Annotated in this window: 14 protein-coding genes; 8 read left to right on the top strand and 6 right to left on the bottom strand. The window is 35.8% G+C overall.

Going from position 1 to position 17,245, the window contains the following annotated elements:
- Positions 1-44: 44 nt before the first annotated feature.
- The 5 genes from C8N37_RS16970 to C8N37_RS16950 are packed head-to-tail and all read left to right on the top strand — an operon-like array spanning position 45 to position 7,407.
- Positions 45-230 (top strand): helix-turn-helix transcriptional regulator, encoded by a 186-nt coding sequence (locus tag C8N37_RS16970; protein WP_108160027.1) that lies wholly within the window; start codon positions 45-47, stop codon positions 228-230.
- Positions 230-3,235: a type I restriction endonuclease subunit R gene (locus tag C8N37_RS16965; protein ID WP_108160026.1), complete on the top strand. Its 3,006-nt coding sequence runs from the start codon at positions 230-232 to the stop codon at positions 3,233-3,235. Before C8N37_RS16970 ends, C8N37_RS16965 begins: the two co-directional genes overlap by 1 nt.
- Entirely contained in the window at positions 3,228-4,547 is a 1,320-nt protein-coding gene (locus tag C8N37_RS22965) for a restriction endonuclease subunit S (protein WP_211322294.1), read from the top strand. Before C8N37_RS16965 ends, C8N37_RS22965 begins: the two co-directional genes overlap by 8 nt.
- A gap of 3 nt (positions 4,548-4,550) precedes the next feature.
- Entirely contained in the window at positions 4,551-5,777 is a 1,227-nt protein-coding gene (locus C8N37_RS16955) for an AAA family ATPase (protein WP_108160025.1), read from the top strand.
- A gap of 1 nt (position 5,778) precedes the next feature.
- On the top strand, positions 5,779-7,407 hold the full coding sequence (locus tag C8N37_RS16950) for a type I restriction-modification system subunit M (protein WP_108160357.1): 1,629 nt from the start codon (positions 5,779-5,781) through the stop codon (positions 7,405-7,407).
- A 391-nt stretch (positions 7,408-7,798) separates the two neighbouring features.
- Here the strand turns inward: C8N37_RS16950 and C8N37_RS16940 are convergent, their stop codons facing one another.
- The 6 genes from C8N37_RS16940 to C8N37_RS16915 form a co-directional block, all read right to left on the bottom strand.
- Entirely contained in the window at positions 7,799-9,883 is a 2,085-nt protein-coding gene (locus C8N37_RS16940) for a type IA DNA topoisomerase (RefSeq protein ID WP_108160024.1), read from the bottom strand.
- A 5-nt stretch (positions 9,884-9,888) separates the two neighbouring features.
- Positions 9,889-11,379 carry a DUF3945 domain-containing protein gene (locus tag C8N37_RS16935; RefSeq protein ID WP_108160023.1) on the bottom strand — a complete coding sequence of 497 codons (1,491 nt, stop codon included), beginning with the start codon at positions 11,377-11,379 and terminating at the stop codon, positions 9,889-9,891.
- Positions 11,380-11,474: 95 nt separating this feature from the next.
- A complete protein-coding gene (locus tag C8N37_RS16930) occupies positions 11,475-11,753 on the bottom strand; it encodes a helix-turn-helix domain-containing protein (protein WP_445009327.1) in 279 nt (92 codons plus the stop codon).
- Positions 11,754-11,883: 130 nt separating this feature from the next.
- Positions 11,884-12,945, bottom strand: a complete 1,062-nt coding sequence (locus C8N37_RS16925) for a hypothetical protein (RefSeq protein WP_108160021.1) — start codon at positions 12,943-12,945, stop codon at positions 11,884-11,886.
- A 7-nt stretch (positions 12,946-12,952) separates the two neighbouring features.
- Complete coding sequence (locus tag C8N37_RS16920) at positions 12,953-13,402, bottom strand: hypothetical protein (protein ID WP_108160020.1); 450 nt, start codon at positions 13,400-13,402, stop codon at positions 12,953-12,955.
- A gap of 484 nt (positions 13,403-13,886) precedes the next feature.
- Positions 13,887-14,249, bottom strand: coding sequence for a helix-turn-helix domain-containing protein (locus C8N37_RS16915; protein ID WP_108160019.1), 363 nt, complete (start codon positions 14,247-14,249; stop codon positions 13,887-13,889).
- A gap of 391 nt (positions 14,250-14,640) precedes the next feature.
- Here C8N37_RS16915 and C8N37_RS16910 point away from each other — a divergent pair, with 391 nt between their 5' ends.
- The 3 genes from C8N37_RS16910 to C8N37_RS16900 all read left to right on the top strand — a co-directional run bounded on the left by C8N37_RS16910 (position 14,641) and on the right by C8N37_RS16900 (position 17,084).
- Positions 14,641-14,901 (top strand): hypothetical protein, encoded by a 261-nt coding sequence (locus tag C8N37_RS16910; protein ID WP_108160018.1) that lies wholly within the window; start codon positions 14,641-14,643, stop codon positions 14,899-14,901.
- Positions 14,902-14,971: 70 nt separating this feature from the next.
- Complete coding sequence (locus C8N37_RS16905; RefSeq protein WP_146171099.1) at positions 14,972-16,072, top strand: hypothetical protein; 1,101 nt, start codon at positions 14,972-14,974, stop codon at positions 16,070-16,072.
- Complete coding sequence (locus C8N37_RS16900) at positions 16,035-17,084, top strand: MvdC/MvdD family ATP grasp protein (protein WP_108160016.1); 1,050 nt, start codon at positions 16,035-16,037, stop codon at positions 17,082-17,084. Before C8N37_RS16905 ends, C8N37_RS16900 begins: the two co-directional genes overlap by 38 nt.
- Positions 17,085-17,245: the final 161 nt, after the last annotated feature.

Raw genomic sequence — 17,245 nt, 5'->3', positions numbered from 1 at the left:
TATTCATTATATTTGGCACTGTATATTATTCAAGCATTAAGTTAATGAACCGAATTAAAGAAGTATTAAAGGAAAAGGGAATTTCACAAACTTGGCTTGCAAAGAAATTGAATAAAAGTTACAACACTGTTAACGAGTACTCTCGAAATGTTAGACAACCAAGTATTGAAGACTTGTATAAAATTGCAAACATTCTCGGAGTTAGTGCCAAAGATTTATTAATAGAATAATGAGCAAAGAAAACCAAATAGAACTTAGCCTGATTGAGCAACTCAAAGCGCTCAAATATATCTATCGACCTGAAATTGTTGATAGAAAATCTTTGGAATCAAATTTTCGTCAGAAATTCGAGGCATTAAATCGTGTAAAATTGACCGATAATGAATTCTTGCGTTTACGTGAAGAGATAGTAAATCCAGATGTGTTTGAGGCTTCAAAGCTGTTAAGAGAAAGACAGTATTTTCAAAGAGAAGATGGTACTCCATTGCATTATACTCTTGTCAATAACAAACAGTGGTGCAAGAATGATTTTGAAGTCATCAATCAATTGCGAGTTAATACCGAAAATAGCCATCAACGATATGATATTATTTTGCTCATTAATGGTTTACCTGTGGTTCAAATTGAACTTAAAAAAGGAGATATCTCTCACAGGAAAGCTATGCAGCAAATTGTTGATTACAAAAATGAACCTGGTAATGGATACAGTAATTCCTTGCTTTGTTACATGCAATTATTTATTGTTAGTAATGGAGGTAGAACACTTTACTTTGCCAATAATAAAAATCAACACTTTGCATTTAACGCCGATGAACAATTTCTTCCTGTTTACGAGTTAGCAGACATCAACAACAACAAGATTAATAATTTACACGATTTCACTGAGAAGTTTTTGACAAAATGCACACTTGGTGAAATGATTAGTAAATATATGGTTTTGGTAGAAAGCGAGCAAAAATTGCTAGTGATGCGACCTTACCAGATCTATGCTGTAAAAGCAATTGTTGATTGTATTAAAGACAACAGAGGAAATGGGTATATATGGCACACAACAGGAAGTGGAAAAACTCTAACTTCCTTTAAAGCATCGACTTTATTAAAAAGTAATCCTGACATTGAAAAGTGTTTGTTTGTGGTTGACCGTAAAGACCTTGATCGGCAAACTCGTGAAGAATTTAATAAATTTCAAGAAGGAAGTGTAGAAGAGAATACAAATACCGAAACATTGGTAAAGAGATTATTATCTACCGACTATGCAGATAAAGTTATCGTCACTACGATTCAGAAGTTAGGATTAGCACTTGATGGAACAAATAAGAAGAATTATAAAGAGCGTTTAGAACCTTTACGAAATAAACGAATGGTATTCATATTTGATGAATGTCATCGTTCTCAATTTGGTGATAACCATAAAGCGATAAAAGATTTTTTTCCAAATGCTCAATTATTTGGTTTTACAGGAACTCCTATTTTTGATGAAAATGCTACCTTCAATATTCGCGAAGGAGAATATGGTTCCTACAAAACTACAAAGGATATCTTTGAGAAGGAATTGCATTCTTATACTATTACCCATGCCATAGAAGACAAGAATGTCCTTCGTTTTCATATTGATTATTTCAAAGGGCAAGGCAGTCAAGTCGCTAAACCAGGAGAAGCAATAGCACAACAGGCAGTGGTAGAGGCCATTTTGGAAAAACATGATGCAGCAACTAATAACAGAAAATTCAATGCTGTTTTCGCTACATCATCGATTAATAGTGCTATTGAGTACCATCGACTATTTAAAGAAATTCAGGAAAAGAAACATTTAAATGATCCTATCTATTATTCATCTTTAAATATAGCTTGTGTATTCTCTCCTCCAGCACAACTGATTGCCAAAGAAGGTGACCAACAAAGTCAGAAAAATGCAGCGGACATCAAACAGCTTCAGGACGATCTAACACAGGAAAAAGAAGATAACAAGCAAAATCCTGAGGAAAAGAAAAAAGCGTTGACTGATATTATATCCGGTTATAATAAGCAGTTTGGAACAAACCATACCATAAACGAATTTGATATATATTACCAGGATGTTCAAAGGCGAATCAAAGATCAGAAATACAATAATAAAGAATATGCACATAAAAATAAGATTGATATTACCATTGTAGTGGATATGTTGCTTACTGGTTTTGATTCTAAATACGTGAATACACTGTATGTAGATAAAAATCTAAAATACCACGGGCTTATTCAAGCCTTTTCAAGAACTAATCGAGTTTTAAATGATACCAAACCGTACGGTAATATTCTTGATTTTCGCTCACAACAGGATGAAGTAAATCAAGCAATCGCTTTATTTTCTGGTGAGAAGGTCGATAATCCAAGAGAAATATGGCTGGTAGATCCCGCTCCGGTTGTAATGGATAAGTTTAAAGGAGCAATAGAGAAATTAAACAAGTTCATGGAAGACAACAGTCTTTTAATGAAACCTGATGATGTTTACAACTTAAAAGGCGATGCAGCAAAAATAGCTTTTATTGAAACCTTTAAAGAAGTCCAACGTTTCAAATTACAGTTAGATCAATTTACGGATTTGAATGAAGGGCAAAGAATAGAAATTGAATCTCTTTTACCAAAAGAAACTTTTCAGGATTTCCGTAGCTCTTACATAGAAACTGCTAAGAGATTTCAAAAAAGACAGGAAAAAGAGGGAGATAACGCACCGGAAGAAATTCAGCAATTGGATTTTGAGTTCGTTCTGTTTGCTTCTGCGGTCATTGATTATGACTACATCATGAATTTGATTGCTGATAGCACTCAGAAGAAGTCCTCCAAGCAGAAAATGACAAAAGCACAGGTCATTAGTCTGTTAAGTGCTAACTCTAACCTAATGGAAGAGCAAATCGATTTGACGGAATTTATTGGTGCTTTGGATTGGACTACTGGCTATACTACGGAAGAGCTTAAGAAAATGTATGATGCGTTTAAGGATGAGAAATATAATCAGGAACTTGCAACGATAGCGGCGAAATATGGACTTCAAACCGCAGACTTGAAAATGTTTGTGGAGAAGATTGTTTCTCGAATGATTTTCGATGGTGAAAAACTAACGGATTTATTAGAACCATTACAGTTGAATTGGAAAGAACGTAGAGTGAGGGAATTGGGATTAATGGAAGATTTAATACCACAACTAAAGAAATTAGCCCAAGGGCGTGAAATAGCAGGATTAGCAGCTTATGAATAAAGAAAATACTTTGATACCAGAATTGCGTTTTCCTGAATTTGAAAATGAGGATACTTGGAAAGCTAAACCTCTTGAAGAGATTTGTACTTTAGTACGTGGCCCTTTTGGCGGGGCATTAAAAAAAGAAATTTTTGTAGATGAAGGATTTGCAGTGTATGAACAATCACATGCAATTTATGGTGACTTTAGTTCATTTAGGTATCGAATAAATGAAGAAAAATATAAAGAATTAAAAAGATTTTCTGTTAAATCAGGTGACCTCATTATGAGTTGCTCTGGAACCATGGGGAAATTTGCAATGATTCCCAAATATTACGAGCAAGGTGTTATCAATCAAGCACTACTTAAACTTACGGTAAAAAAGAACTACGATAATTTTTTTGTTAAAATAAGCTTAGAAACAGAAGAGAATCAGAACAAGCTTCTATCTCAATCAGCAGGTGGGGCAATAAAAAATGTAGTTGCAGTCTCGCAGATTAGGGAATTAGAATTGGCGATGCCAAGTTTATTAGAGCAACAAAAAATTGCAAACTCAATTTTCTCTTTAGATGAAGTTATCGAAGCTCACATTCAAAGATTGGATTTATTAAACGACCACAAAAAAGGGTTGATGCAAAACCTTTTTCCTCAAAAAGGAGAAAAGAAACCAAAACAGCGATTTCTAAAATTTGAAAATGATGAAGAATGGATTCAAACATCATTAGGAAAAGTTTATAAGTTTTACGTCACAAATTCATTTTCGAGAGATAATTTAAACTATGAAACTGGAAGTGTAAAAAATATACATTATGGAGATATTCATATGAAATATCCTACTTTATTCGACATAACAAATGAAGACGTACCTTTTATAAATGAAGATGTTTCAATAGACAAAATAAAAGAGGATAGTTATTGTGTGGAGGGTGATGTCATTTTTGCAGACGCTTCGGAGGATTTAAATGATATAGGTAAAAGCATTGAAATTGTCAATCTTAATGGAGAAAAAATAGTTTCAGGTTTACACACATTATTGGCGAGACAAAAGAAAAGCCAGTTAGCTATTGGTTTCGGAGGTTATTTGTTTAAATCCGCTTGGATAAGAAAACAAATTCAACGGGAATCACAAGGTGCAAAAGTGTTGGGCATTTCTGCTACTAGAATCTCGGAAATATTGATAGCATTTCCAAAAAATAAGAAAGAGCAACAAAAAATAGCTTCTTGCTTATCTGCATTAGATGAGTTGATTACATTACAAACAAAAAAAATAGATCAATTGAGATTACATAAAAAAGGATTGATGCAAAGTCTATTTCCAAAAATGAATGATTAGGGCATGAGTAATAAAAACGAATTAATCAATTTTACAACCTTAGAAGAAGTTGCTCTGCATTTCAGAAAGGATTTAACTGGCGATCATCGCCCAATGAAAGATTTGGTTCTCTTTTTTGCCCACAACGGCACTGGAAAAACCAGACTTTCCATGGATTTTAAGCAGGCAGGTAAAGAGTTTGATGTAGAAGGAAATGTAACAAACAGAGATACTTTGTATTTTAATGCTTTTACAGAAGACTTATTTTCTTGGAATAACGATTTGGAGAACGATACCAATAGGGTATTAAATCTAAATGCTGATTCAGCTTTTTTTGACGGATTACACGAGTTAGAGCTTGATGCTAAAATCGAAGCATTTTTCAATAACTACGTAGATTTAAAATTCGATATTAATTATGATACCTCAACTGTAACTTTTTCTAGAAGTATCGTAGTTGACGGACATGAACAAACAGTAGAAAACATAAAGATTTCGAGAGGCGAAGAAACGCTATTTATTTGGTGTTTCTTTCTCGCAATTTGCGAATTAGCGATTGATAAAGACCCGGCGTACAGTTGGGTTAAGTACATTTATATCGATGACCCAATTTCTTCACTCGATGAAAATAATGCTATAGCGGTAGCCTGTGATTTATGCAACCTGCTAACAACTGAAGGTAATGAAATTAAAACGGTAATTTCTACACACCATAGCTTATTTTTCAATGTTTTGTATAATGAATTTGGAAGAAAGGTAAAGAATAAACGGTACTTTTTACATTGTAAAAAAACTAGCGGATATGCTTTGCAAGACACCAGTGATACTCCATTTTTTCATCATATCGCAACACTTAGTGAGCTAAATAAAATCGCTGTATCCAACAAAATATTTACTTATCATTTTAATTCTTTACGAAGTGTTTTAGAAAAAACTGCAACATTTTTTGGTTATGATAAAATCGATAAATGTATTGATGGAATGGAGGATGAGGTGCTTTTTGAAAGGGCGTTACAACTCTTTAGTCACGGAAAGTATTCCATCTTCGATCCTGTGGAAATGGGTGATGATAATAAAGACCTTTTTAAAAGGATACTAAAAGCCTTTACTGATAAGTATGAATTTTATTTGCCATTAATCTTTGACGAAGAAATAGCAGCAGAATCTCAACAACCAGAAGTAGCACAAGCTGTGCCAGCAGTATCAAATGAAGTGGTTCCAATTGTGGAACATGATCAATCAAACAGTTAAAATGAAACAAAAAGAGCAACAAAAATTGGGCAAAGCCCTTTGGGATATAGCAAACGAATTACGAGGTGCAATGAACGCGGATGATTTCCGTGATTATATGCTATCATTCTTATTTTTAAAATATCTATCAAGTAATTATGAAGAAGCTGCCAAAAAAGAATTAGGCTCAGATTATCCTCAAATGGATTCAAATATTGTTTCAGAGTTTGGTGTAACAACACCACTTCAGCTATGGTATGAAGGAAATAATGAGGACATAGATGAGTTTGAAAAGCAAATGAGAAGAAAGGTTCACTATGTGATAAAACCGCTGTATTTGTGGAGTAATATCACAGAAATGGCACGAACTCATGACGATGAATTATTGCCTACATTAAATAAAGGCTTTAAATATATACAGGATGAATCTTTTGATAGTGCTTTTCAAGGACTATTCTCTGAAATCAATTTAAACTCTGATAAATTAGGTAAAACTAATACAGACCGGAATAAGACACTTTGTAATATCATTCAGAAAATTTCTGAAGGTATCGATGATTTTTCTACCGATACAGATACTTTAGGAGATGCTTATGAGTATTTAGTCGGTCAGTTTGCTGCAGGATCCGGTAAAAAAGCTGGGGAATTTTATACACCTCAGGAAATTTCATCCATTCTATCAGAAATTGTAACGCTTGATAGTCAAGACCCTTCTTCTGGGAAAAAAGGCAAACTAGACAAAGTACTTGATTTTGCATGTGGCTCTGGCTCTCTATTATTGAATGTGAGGAAACAAATTAGAAATGCCAAGGGCACTATCAATAAAATATACGGACAAGAGAAGAATATTACAACCTATAACCTTGCCAGAATGAATATGCTGTTACACGGCATGAAAGATACCGAGTTTGAGATATTCCATGGAGACACCTTGTTAAATCATTGGGATTTATTAAATGAAATGAACCCAAGTAAGAAGGTTGAATTTGATGCAATAGTTGCTAATCCTCCTTTTAGCTTGCGTTGGGAACCAAACGACACTATGGCTGAAGATTTTCGCTTTAAAAGTTATGGATTAGCTCCTAAATCAGCGGCGGATTTTGCGTTTTTACTGCATGGCTTCCATTTCCTAAGTGATGAGGGTACTATGGCTATTATATTACCACATGGTGTTTTATTTCGTGGAGGCGCAGAAGAAAGGATTAGAACAAAACTACTAAAAGATAATCATATCGATACAGTTATTGGATTACCATCTAATTTATTCTACTCAACTGGTATACCTGTTTGTATTTTAGTTTTAAAGAAGTGTAAAAAGCACGATGATGTTTTATTTATTAATGCTTCTGAACAATATAAGCCAGGAAAAAGACAAAATTCTTTAGAACCAAAACATATTCAAAGAATCGTTGATGCTTATCAATTCAGACCTGAAAATATTGAAAGATATGCTCGTAGGGTCACTATGGAGGAAATTGAAAAGAATGGTTTTAATCTTAATATTTCTAGATATATTAGTACGGCAATAGATGATGCTCAAATTGACTTGAGTGAGGTTCATTCCAACCTTGAAGTTATAGATGAGAAGATTAAAATAAATACAGATAAACATAACGATTTCTTAAAAGAGTTAGGTTTAAAAAGTATTTAGATAAATGATTAACCCTCCAAGTTCGGAGGGTTAATTATTTAAGATCTGAAACATTTTTTGAACATCAATATCTATTCTCGAAAAGGCAAACCATTTTTGTTCAGTTTCTTCAGCAATGCTCCGATATTGTAGAGTTCTGTATTTTCAAAAATCGATCGTAAGTATCAGGGAAAACCTCAATTCAATCGGAGGATATTGGCTTATCCACCGTTGTAAGTCCAACAGGCATTGATTGCTCATACTTTTATTGTAGATTCTGGTGGCTTTATTAGTATTCTGTTTGCCCAACAAAATGAATATCATAGCATTTACACAATTATCCATCTAGATACTAGATTTTTAGTATTTTGAATAATATCCAAAATGAGGAACTCAAGTATTCAGCTACTTTTTATTTCTTTCTCTTATTATCCTCAAACGCAAACGCCGTCTTTCCCTCTTTACCCATTACAATAAAAGCATCAAATTTCTTCCCACTCTTACTTTTCATGCCTTTAATCAAGCCAGTTCTACCACCAATTACCAACCGTTCAATATCAGCAATACTAAGCATCATTCCACATACATTTCGAAACTGTATCCATCCGCAACCAGTATCAGGGCACTTTACAACCTTATCCCGAATCAACAGTTCCCCGCTTTGGCATTTTGGACAAGGCAGTTTTGGAAGTTGAGGCAGGTCGATAGAAATTTCAAGTAATTCCTGGGTAATAGTTTTTGCATAGGATTCAATATCCTTTCTGAACGACCCAGCATCTGCCTCATTGTTCTCGATCTTCTGCAATACCAATTCCCATTCAGCAGTCATGGCCACGTCAGCGATTTTCTTATCGGAGACCAGGCTATAAACCTGTAATCCTTTATCCGTAGGTATTAAAGACTTCCTATCCCGTTGGATGTAATTACGGGCAAACAGAGTTTCAATAATGGCTGCGCGAGTGGCGGGCGTACCAATACCGATCTGTTGCAAGGCTTTCCGTTCATCGGCATTTTCAATTTCCTTTCCCGCACTTTCCATAGCGGAAAGCAGGTTGGCCTCAGTGTACAGAACAGGTGGCTTCGTTTTCTTCTCCAAAACCGATGAGTCTATTATTTTCAGTTCATCACCTTTCTTTAGTTCAGGTATTTCCTGTTCCGGCTCCGAATCCTCTTCTAAGAAACTACCTTTGATACCGCGCCAGCCTTGTTCCGTTACTTTACTTCCTTTTAAAGCAAATTCATAATGAAATGCCTGCAGTAAAATATCGGTCACCTCTTTAATGCAAGAATGTGATAGGGCTTCGAGCAAACGGAAGGCAATCATATCATAGACCGCATTTTCTTTGGCATTTAATGCCGAAGGTATTTTCCCAGTGATTAATAGACCATGATGGTCAGTAACCCTCAGATCATTCACGATCCTTTTATTGAATCGCCCCCATTTCATTTTACCTACTGCGGTCTTACAGACTTCCCGATCTTGCAAGGACCTAACCAGATCCGGAATAGTTGACCATATGTCTTCTGGAATATATTTACTGCCGGTACGTGGATAAGTAATGTATTTTTTCTCGTAAAGTTCCTGGGCAATCTTCAAGGTTTCATCTGCAGAAAGGTTCAATTTTTTATTGGCCTCCTTTTGCAATCCGGTAAGGTCAAACAGTAACGGAGCCTGCTCATTTACAGTTTTCGACACCACCGAAATAACAGTAGCAGTATTACCGTTTCTTGCTATAGAACCTAAGGTATCATCGGCAAGCTTTCGATCGTTCCATTTAGTTTTGGATAGACTTTTAAATTCAATAAACTCCTTATTGTGGATCAATTGGATTTGATAGTATTTCTCAACCTTGAATGCTTTATGATCCAGATAGCGCTTACAGATAAGCGCCAATGTTGGCGTTTGAACACGGCCCAAAGAATAAATACCATTTGCGGCAGCAATACTGAGTGCCTGCGTAGCGTTTATACCGACAAGCCAATCAGCGTAGCTCCTGCCCTGTGCAGCATGATACAATCCATCGAAATCACGGCCCGATTTAAGGGTGGCAAAACCATCCTTTATAGCTTTCTCAGTCAACGAGCTGATCCATAAACGCTCAAAAGGTTTTTTGCATTCCAGATAACTATAGATATAGCGGAATATCAGCTCCCCTTCACGGCCGGCATCAGTAGCTACAATAATCCCATCACATTTATGAAAAAGCTTTTCTATTACTTTCAATTGTTTTAATGCACCAGGATCAGGATGATAATCTTTATCCTTCTTAACCTTGCGGACTGTCAATTTAAAAGGATCAGGTAATATGGGTAAGACCGATTTGTCAAAACCTCTTAGACCATAATCTTCTGGCATTGCTAAACTAACCAGATGTCCTATCGCCCAAGTAACATAATATCCATTCCCTTCATGATAACCATCTTTCTTTTCGATTGCTCCTAAGAAGGAGGCAATCTCTCTACCTACACTGGGTTTTTCTGCTATAACTGTTATCATAATATCTATAGTTTAGGAGCTTTAGATTTTTGCGGAGCAGCTGCCGCTTCTTGCTGTTTCTGGTTTTTTGGCTTATTCTGTTTCGAATCAAGAGGTTCATTAATCTTCTTTGTGGACTCATTGGTTTTACCTTCCGAATTAACTGCTACCTGGGTTTTATTAGCTTCAGCAGGTACTGCTTGCTCTTTTTTGTGGTTGGGCCATGAAAAGTCGAATTTCCCAGTTTCTTTATTAAATGTAATATAACCCTGGTAAGGCTTTCCCTGTTTATCTTCTAACTTGATAAAAGCAGCTTGGTTATTTTCTAACTTATCAAGTTGCTCTTTATCCAGTTCTTGGCCGCGGTAGCTGGAAGGGATTTCATGTTTCTTTTGTTCTTGTTTACCCTCAACGAGCAGCGGTACCGCCTGCTTGAACTCTTTTTGTTCAAAGATGAATTGTACATTGCGCGTATCAGCATTGATTTGAACAATTGACGCAAATTCCTTGTTATTTTTAGAGGTCATCCCTTCCAGATATATAGGTTTACCTTCCATCAAGGTTTGCTTTTGCCAATCCTCTAACTTTACCCCTTTTATCTTTTCTGGTATAACCATTTTAGTAGTACGGAGTGCTACTAACTCATTGGTCAATCGATCAATACTGACAATAGAAGGAATGATCTCACCATTTTTAGTATTGGTTAGATTGACAACCCTTCCCATATTTCCAGTCTCCAAAAGATTTTTCTTATCCTCTTCTGTAAACTTGTGACCAAAAAATGGGTATTTTAACTCAGGTTCTTTTCTCACACCTTGGAAAGCAGCAATGGGCTTACCATCCTCAGCAGGTTGCAACCATATGCGTGCATGGGTACGCAAAGCCGCACCTCCCAGGTTAAGACTTACAGGAACCAATACATTGGTTTTGTAGCCTTTCAACAATGGCTCCAATAATTTTTTTTGTAAAAGATACTCTTTACTCAGCCCCAGGTTGTTCATAGTATCCCAATCGATGTCCTCCACCTTATATTTATTTCCATCTTTCTTTGATTCCTGTTTGGGCGTTTGAGAACTTACATCAATATTCTCTTTAGGAATCTCCGTCTTTATCTGATCTTTGGGATTATCTGTTTTTACCTGCTCCTTTGGGGTATCCACTTTAAGTTCATATTGCTGCATAAGTTTCTCTCCTTCCGGTGTAGGATTTTTAACCTGTTTCTGCAATTCCTTCGCAACGTCAATGGCAATCGGAGAAGGAATTTTGAAAAATGAAAAGTTGGTCGGATTCTTTATTTCACTGACAAAATTCTTCCAGAAGTTGGAAAATAAATTACCTTGCCTATCCACTTTCATGAAATTGCCAATATTACTTTTATTGGCATTTACGGTTTCCATATTCCCTTTTTCGTCCAGACCCTTTACTGCCTGAATTTTCTTTTTTTCCTTGTCCAGAACTAATAGGATATCTGTTAGTTCTTCGGGCCTTTCCTGGTTGATTGTTTTTTCTTGGCTCATAATTATTTTGTTTTAAATGTGATACCGAAACTAAATGGAGTAACATCTGGTGTTGATTAACTGGCATTTTTAGGCGGCTGTTGTCCTTTATTGTCTCACTTCGGTGATTGTGGCTTAAAGCTTTCGCGTATAAATTGATGGACATCCGAAAGTTTATAATAGAGTTTTCCGCTGATAGAGTAATAGGGTAATTTACCCGATGAGCGGTAACGTTGCAGAGAACGGTTACTGATTTTCAGCATCTGTAGTAGGTCCTGGTTATCTAACAGTTCATCACCATCTATACTTGCTTTTCCTTTCTGGAGATCATTGATATTATCATTCAAAATATCAATGCGAGCCAGAATACGCTCCATCCAAAAAATGAATTCCATTCTATTAATATTCATAGCACAATGATTAGCTTGTGTTAAATTCAATTAGGCATAGCAAGGGCAGGAACGCTTACATCTGTAACCGAATCAACGGGACATTCAAGCGCCCTCCCTTTTTATTTTCGACAAATTATTCTCGGATAAAACGGCTAATATGCTGGTCGCGGTAGGTCACCGCAAAATTGAAATTGAAGTGATGTGGAATAACTTCCACATGCATAGGTGCCGCGGCCCATTTCAAGGTTCTTTCTAGCTTATTGGTATTGTAACCACCTGCAGAAACCTGCGCATCATATGGTACGGGGAGCAAGCCAGGTATGACGATCAACCCTTTACTACAGGCCATAAAACCCACATCCTGCATGTTGACTGTAGACATCCAACCTCCCAAGCGGGTATGCTTATAAATTTTCACACGAACTCCAATGGAAGAATAAAATAAGAACCCTACTCGCCAACGGTGGTAATCGATACGAACCTCACGTCCATTATCTTTTGCCAGTTGATTTCCTAAATTATCCTTATAAATGTAATCGCCTTTTTGTCCCCACCAAGGGAAAAGTAGTTGATTAGGATAATCACAGATCGGCGCTACAGGATAAGGTGTAACTACTCTTTCGTTATCCTCCCATTTCGGAAAAATCGGCATCAGATGAAGTCCAACTTTATGCGCTACCGCAGTAGGAATACGCTGCGGCCCAACACCTTTCATAAGGGGAGCATAACTAATCTGTGGAACAGCATAAAGAATTGGCTCTTTACCGTCATGGCTTAGTTGATATATGGTATCAGCAATCTGAATCCGACCAGTTGCGCTCAATAAAGTAGTCAACATCGGATCAGGAATATCAATACGGGATTCTTGATCGCTTTTCCCTTCCACTTCTTCCGGCTCTGCCGACCGCCAGGACGTAAAGCCTTTAAACTGATTTGACCATTTGTCCAGATCACCGGATTCCTGCATCTTTTCCAAAGAAGCAATTGTACTTTCAAAGGACCGTTTATCTTTAAAATATAGCCAGTCATGTTTTAAAGTAACCGTGCCTTCAGATGCCGTTACAGAACCTTTGTTTTGAATTTCCAATTTTTCTGCGAACGGTTCCAATCCCCGCTCATTTTTGCAGGAGCTTAGCCCCAGGAGACCGGCCATTGCTGCAATGGCCCACAGTCTGTTTGTTGTAGATAATACCATGATTTTTTTATAGGGTTTTAGTTTTGCGGGGCAAATCATTCCACAGGTTTTCCAGCTCTTCTTCCTCGATCTTTACCCCGCAAATTTTTTCAGTATATTGAATGATGTAGTTGTTTAGGGCATATCGGAAGGCAGGATGATGAAGCCCATCATAGTTTGCAACCTTTTCTGAAAAAGCTTCCATGAGCTGCTCTTTGGTTGCCGTTTTTCCTGCCTTAACCAATATGTTAAACCGGAGATCATTGATCAATTTCTCCAATGCTTTGAGAAAGTTGCCATCCTTGGCAACTGCAGCATGCTGATCGGCTAATAGATCCAATTCATAGACCTCAACTTCCTGGTTTAGCATTTCCATAAATTCAAACCAGTGACCCCTGATAAATTTTAGGATGATGTATAGAATTAAAAGTCCGCCAGTGATCAGCATTAGTTCTGTATAAGTAATATAATTGTCCATTGCTTTTGATTTAGTGTTAATCGTTCACAATGCAAAGATGAGATGAATGGAAAGGGTGCTTTGACACTTAGGGCTTACAGTAAGCACATCGGATTTTATGCAAAATCTATAGCAAAATTTTGCAAAATAGTTACCATAAAAATTATAGGATATATTAAAACCCTTATTATCAAAGGCTTTCAAAGGCTGTACGTCACTTACAGTAATAGATGAGTATTGATGCGAAAATTGGCGTATTTTTTTTGCTAAAATGTAAAATTAGTTTGCTTCACCATCTTCCTACTTCAGTAATAGAATGGAAAAAGAGTTGAACTTCTTCAATAAAAAAACAGCAACAATTACTATTGTTGCTGTTTAAATGGAAAAATACGGGAATTCCCCTATTGGAGACTTAAGACTAATTAAATACCTTCGTCATTCATTTTTGATCGACTATTTCAAAATGAAAGCTCTTTTTTTAATAGTTCTAGCTAAATAATGCTTCCTACGACTGACCAGTTTGCCCTTGAAGTGCTTTCTTAATTATTTGCATTATGCTTTCGAGGCTCTCCTCATTGGTGTAAAAATTATTTACAGTATGCGCGGAATTATTGCTTACATTAATTCCGTGATCGCCATTGTTGGTCTGATTGTTTACGACACTTGATGGGATTATATCAGCAATTGAAACATTAAAGATTTGGGAAAGTGCTTCAATCCTTGAAAGAGTGATTTCAGTATGACCATTTTCCAATTGACTGTAAGCGCCCTTAGAGATCTTAAGCATACCTGCAACTGCTTCAACAGTTAAGTTATGCTTGGCACGTAATTCTTTTATCTTACTGGCAGTCAAAAGATTGATGTTCATAATTTGTTTAGTTTAACAAAACAAAGATATAGTTTATCTAAAATATTTTTTGCCGAAATTTTTGGAGCTAAAAAATAAACAATCTAATATTGTGATTACAAGCAACTAATACATATTTATATTGTAGAGAGTTGCGTTATATAACTAACCGACCTAACCTAGTACCTTCTTGTGCGTGACGGCTATTGGCCACCAATAAACCCAAATCCCTACCAATTTCACTAAACAATTGCGATACTTTTCACAAAGTATGGCCTAAGATACTCATAGCTATAGTTGCGGTCATTGTCCTCAGTTTGACCTAAGAATAAATAAACAGTGGAAAAAACGCTGAACAATCGCCCCATTGGTGTTTAAGACAGGGGAGAAAAACCAAACTAATATCAACAATATGTCTTTATTGAAAAGTTTAAAGAACGGAAAGTATGAAAATGATACACTTTCTAAAAATCAAACACGTCATATTACCGGCGGTACTACTGTAACAAGAACAGACGGTGGTAAAAAAGTGTTACCTGATGGATCTTCCTGGGATTATTGTGGCGATTTAACCGCTAATGGAAAAACAAGGCTTGTAGGGGCTTCTTGGGGAACTTTAGATAACTATATGAAATCTGATGACTACGCCCAGTGGTTAAAAGATGTTGGATAATGAATAATATCTCCACTACAAATTATCCGGATAATTTGTGGTGGAGTTTTCATCATTTAAAAAATGTAAAATGCACATTCCTAAAATATTTTTACTTTCAATTGCATTACTATTCACAATGAATAGCTATGCCAAAAATGACTTAGAGCAATATTACTTAATGTCACAAAAGGCAACAAGCGAGGTGTGTCAGGGGAATTTTGATAAGGCAAATGAAATGTATAAAATTGCCCTCAAAGATTTTCAAACTGCCTACTTTATTGATTTGAATAATGCTTTGTATGCTGCTATTCATTCAAAGCAACCTGATAGTAATTATGTCAAAAAACTATTAAAAGAAATTGGAACCAGAGGCATATCAGTAAGGGAACGATACGGTAAATTACCTGGATATTTACCTTTTATCAACCTTTTAAAAAGTAACAATCAGGATTCCTTACCTGCCAAAGATCTTATGGCTGTCAACCTGATTAGTGACGCTTTAATAAAAGATCAGGCAATTAGGATCTTGCCAGAGAAACTCTCTCAAGCTATTGCTTATACACAGGATAAATCACTTTTGCCAGCAGTTAAAATGATCGATTCGGTGAATTTTAATGAGGTTTGTGAATTGCTTAGGATGGCGATTAAGAATAAGTTGAACCTGGAAAAAACAATAGGCTATCCAGCTGTTCAAGATTTGTTAGTTATTTTAAGGCACACTTCACCTTGGGGATATTACAACAAAGAATTATTAGATTCTTGTGTTTTTAGCGGTGTATTATATGCCCCATCAGTAGCTTACTTATATGACCGATATTGCACCAGTTATTACTTAAATACGCAATCTAATTGGTCAAAAGAACAGAATTGCAATAAAGTGTATGGATTATTTGGCGGGTCAGCTTCTTTACAATTTACTAAATCGTGCTATATATTTATGATCGAAGACAGTTTATTAAAAACCATAAATAATCGGAGGAAACAATTATATCTAAATGATGTATATGAACATTCTAAGATTATTTCATATGAATTTTTCTACGGCTCCGAAGGGTTTGCTTATCCTGAAGTTGAAATTATTCCAGACCCAGATTTTGAAGATAGCTATGAACAAATACTAAAAGATAAAGGCATCAAATATATCTTATACCGTGGCAAAGAAGATTTTGATTATAACCGAAAGTGGTGATACCACCGCAGATAAAGTGAGTCAATGGCTGGATCATTTTGGGGCTGATTTTGACAGGATCAATAGTGACCACATTCCTCTGTTATTAGAAGCCGTAGTGATTTCCCAAAACAATGATACCCAGCTCCTTTTTAGTTACAAAGGTAAAAGGTTGAATTTGATGGAAATTTACAATCTGATATGGTTTAGGAGAGGTTCAATTTTTGTAAAAGATTTCGGAAATTCAGAAATTAAAAATGCAGCATTCCCAGATGACGAATTGTTGAACAATTCCTTTTCTAACTATAAACAATCCGAAGCAAATACCTTAATAGACTTTGTATATGAACAGATTGAAAAGAAAGTACGTACCATTAATATTCCAACTGGGTATGAAGTAAACAAACTATCCACATTAGCAGAAGCTAAAAATGTTGGTTTTCTTATACCGGAAACGATTATTACTTCAAACAAAGATGTTATAAAACAGAAGCTGGAAGTAGATCAATATATTACAAAAGCTATAAAAGACTCATTCTTCTGTCTAACAAACAACGTATTTCTTACTCAAGGGACCGAAGAGGCAACTATTGAAGACCTATTAAAAGATGAAAGTCATTTTTTCTTCCCTTCATTATTCCAAAAGAAAATTGATAGAAAATGTGAGATAAGGGTGTTCTTTATCTTAGGTAAAACCTTTGCTGCTGCGATTTCATTCTATGATGAGATGAACCAGCCCGTTGATATAAGGTCTGGAATAAACGATTATGGAGAGGATCGAATGGTTACGAGTATAAAACTTCCAGTTGATGTAGAGCATAAATTATTAAGATTAGCAAAAAACTTAAAATTGGAAAGCGGATCAGCAGACTTTATGATAACCAACGATTATGAATTTGTTTTCCTGGAGATTAACCCTGTTGGTCAATTGGATTTTTTAAGTGTATTATCAAACCAATTTATTGAAAGGGAAATAGCTAAAATTCTAATCGAAAATGCAAAGGAAGAAATTAAATATCCTGAACCCAGCTGATCTTTACACTGTGCCTTTTAATTTCAGATACCTGGAATGCGATAATATTCCATTAGTAAAGCGAAAGGTAACTGTTGTGCTGGAAAACCAACATGATGATAAAAATAGTATCAACATATCATCGATTAAAAATCCACGTGCAAAGAAGCAAAAACTAACCA

It is taken from the genome of Sphingobacterium faecium (assembly GCF_003054045.1).
Classification (GTDB): Bacteria; Bacteroidota; Bacteroidia; order Sphingobacteriales; family Sphingobacteriaceae; genus Sphingobacterium; species Sphingobacterium faecium.
Note: the sequence above shows the minus strand (reverse complement) of the source record. Positions and strands in the feature narration are given on the sequence as shown.

Coding starts and splice junctions, on each gene's coding strand:
- C8N37_RS16970 (WP_108160027.1), top strand. CDS start 45: ATGAACCGAATTAAAGAAGTATTAAAGGAAAAGGGAATTTCACAAACT.
- C8N37_RS16965 (WP_108160026.1), top strand. CDS start 230: ATGAGCAAAGAAAACCAAATAGAACTTAGCCTGATTGAGCAACTCAAA.
- C8N37_RS22965 (WP_211322294.1), top strand. CDS start 3,228: ATGAATAAAGAAAATACTTTGATACCAGAATTGCGTTTTCCTGAATTT.
- C8N37_RS16955 (WP_108160025.1), top strand. CDS start 4,551: ATGAGTAATAAAAACGAATTAATCAATTTTACAACCTTAGAAGAAGTT.
- C8N37_RS16950 (WP_108160357.1), top strand. CDS start 5,779: ATGAAACAAAAAGAGCAACAAAAATTGGGCAAAGCCCTTTGGGATATA.
- C8N37_RS16940 (WP_108160024.1), bottom strand. CDS start 9,883: ATGATAACAGTTATAGCAGAAAAACCCAGTGTAGGTAGAGAGATTGCC.
- C8N37_RS16935 (WP_108160023.1), bottom strand. CDS start 11,379: ATGAGCCAAGAAAAAACAATCAACCAGGAAAGGCCCGAAGAACTAACA.
- C8N37_RS16930 (WP_445009327.1), bottom strand. CDS start 11,753: ATGGAATTCATTTTTTGGATGGAGCGTATTCTGGCTCGCATTGATATT.
- C8N37_RS16925 (WP_108160021.1), bottom strand. CDS start 12,945: ATGGTATTATCTACAACAAACAGACTGTGGGCCATTGCAGCAATGGCC.
- C8N37_RS16920 (WP_108160020.1), bottom strand. CDS start 13,402: ATGGACAATTATATTACTTATACAGAACTAATGCTGATCACTGGCGGA.
- C8N37_RS16915 (WP_108160019.1), bottom strand. CDS start 14,249: ATGAACATCAATCTTTTGACTGCCAGTAAGATAAAAGAATTACGTGCC.
- C8N37_RS16910 (WP_108160018.1), top strand. CDS start 14,641: ATGTCTTTATTGAAAAGTTTAAAGAACGGAAAGTATGAAAATGATACA.
- C8N37_RS16905 (WP_146171099.1), top strand. CDS start 14,972: ATGCACATTCCTAAAATATTTTTACTTTCAATTGCATTACTATTCACA.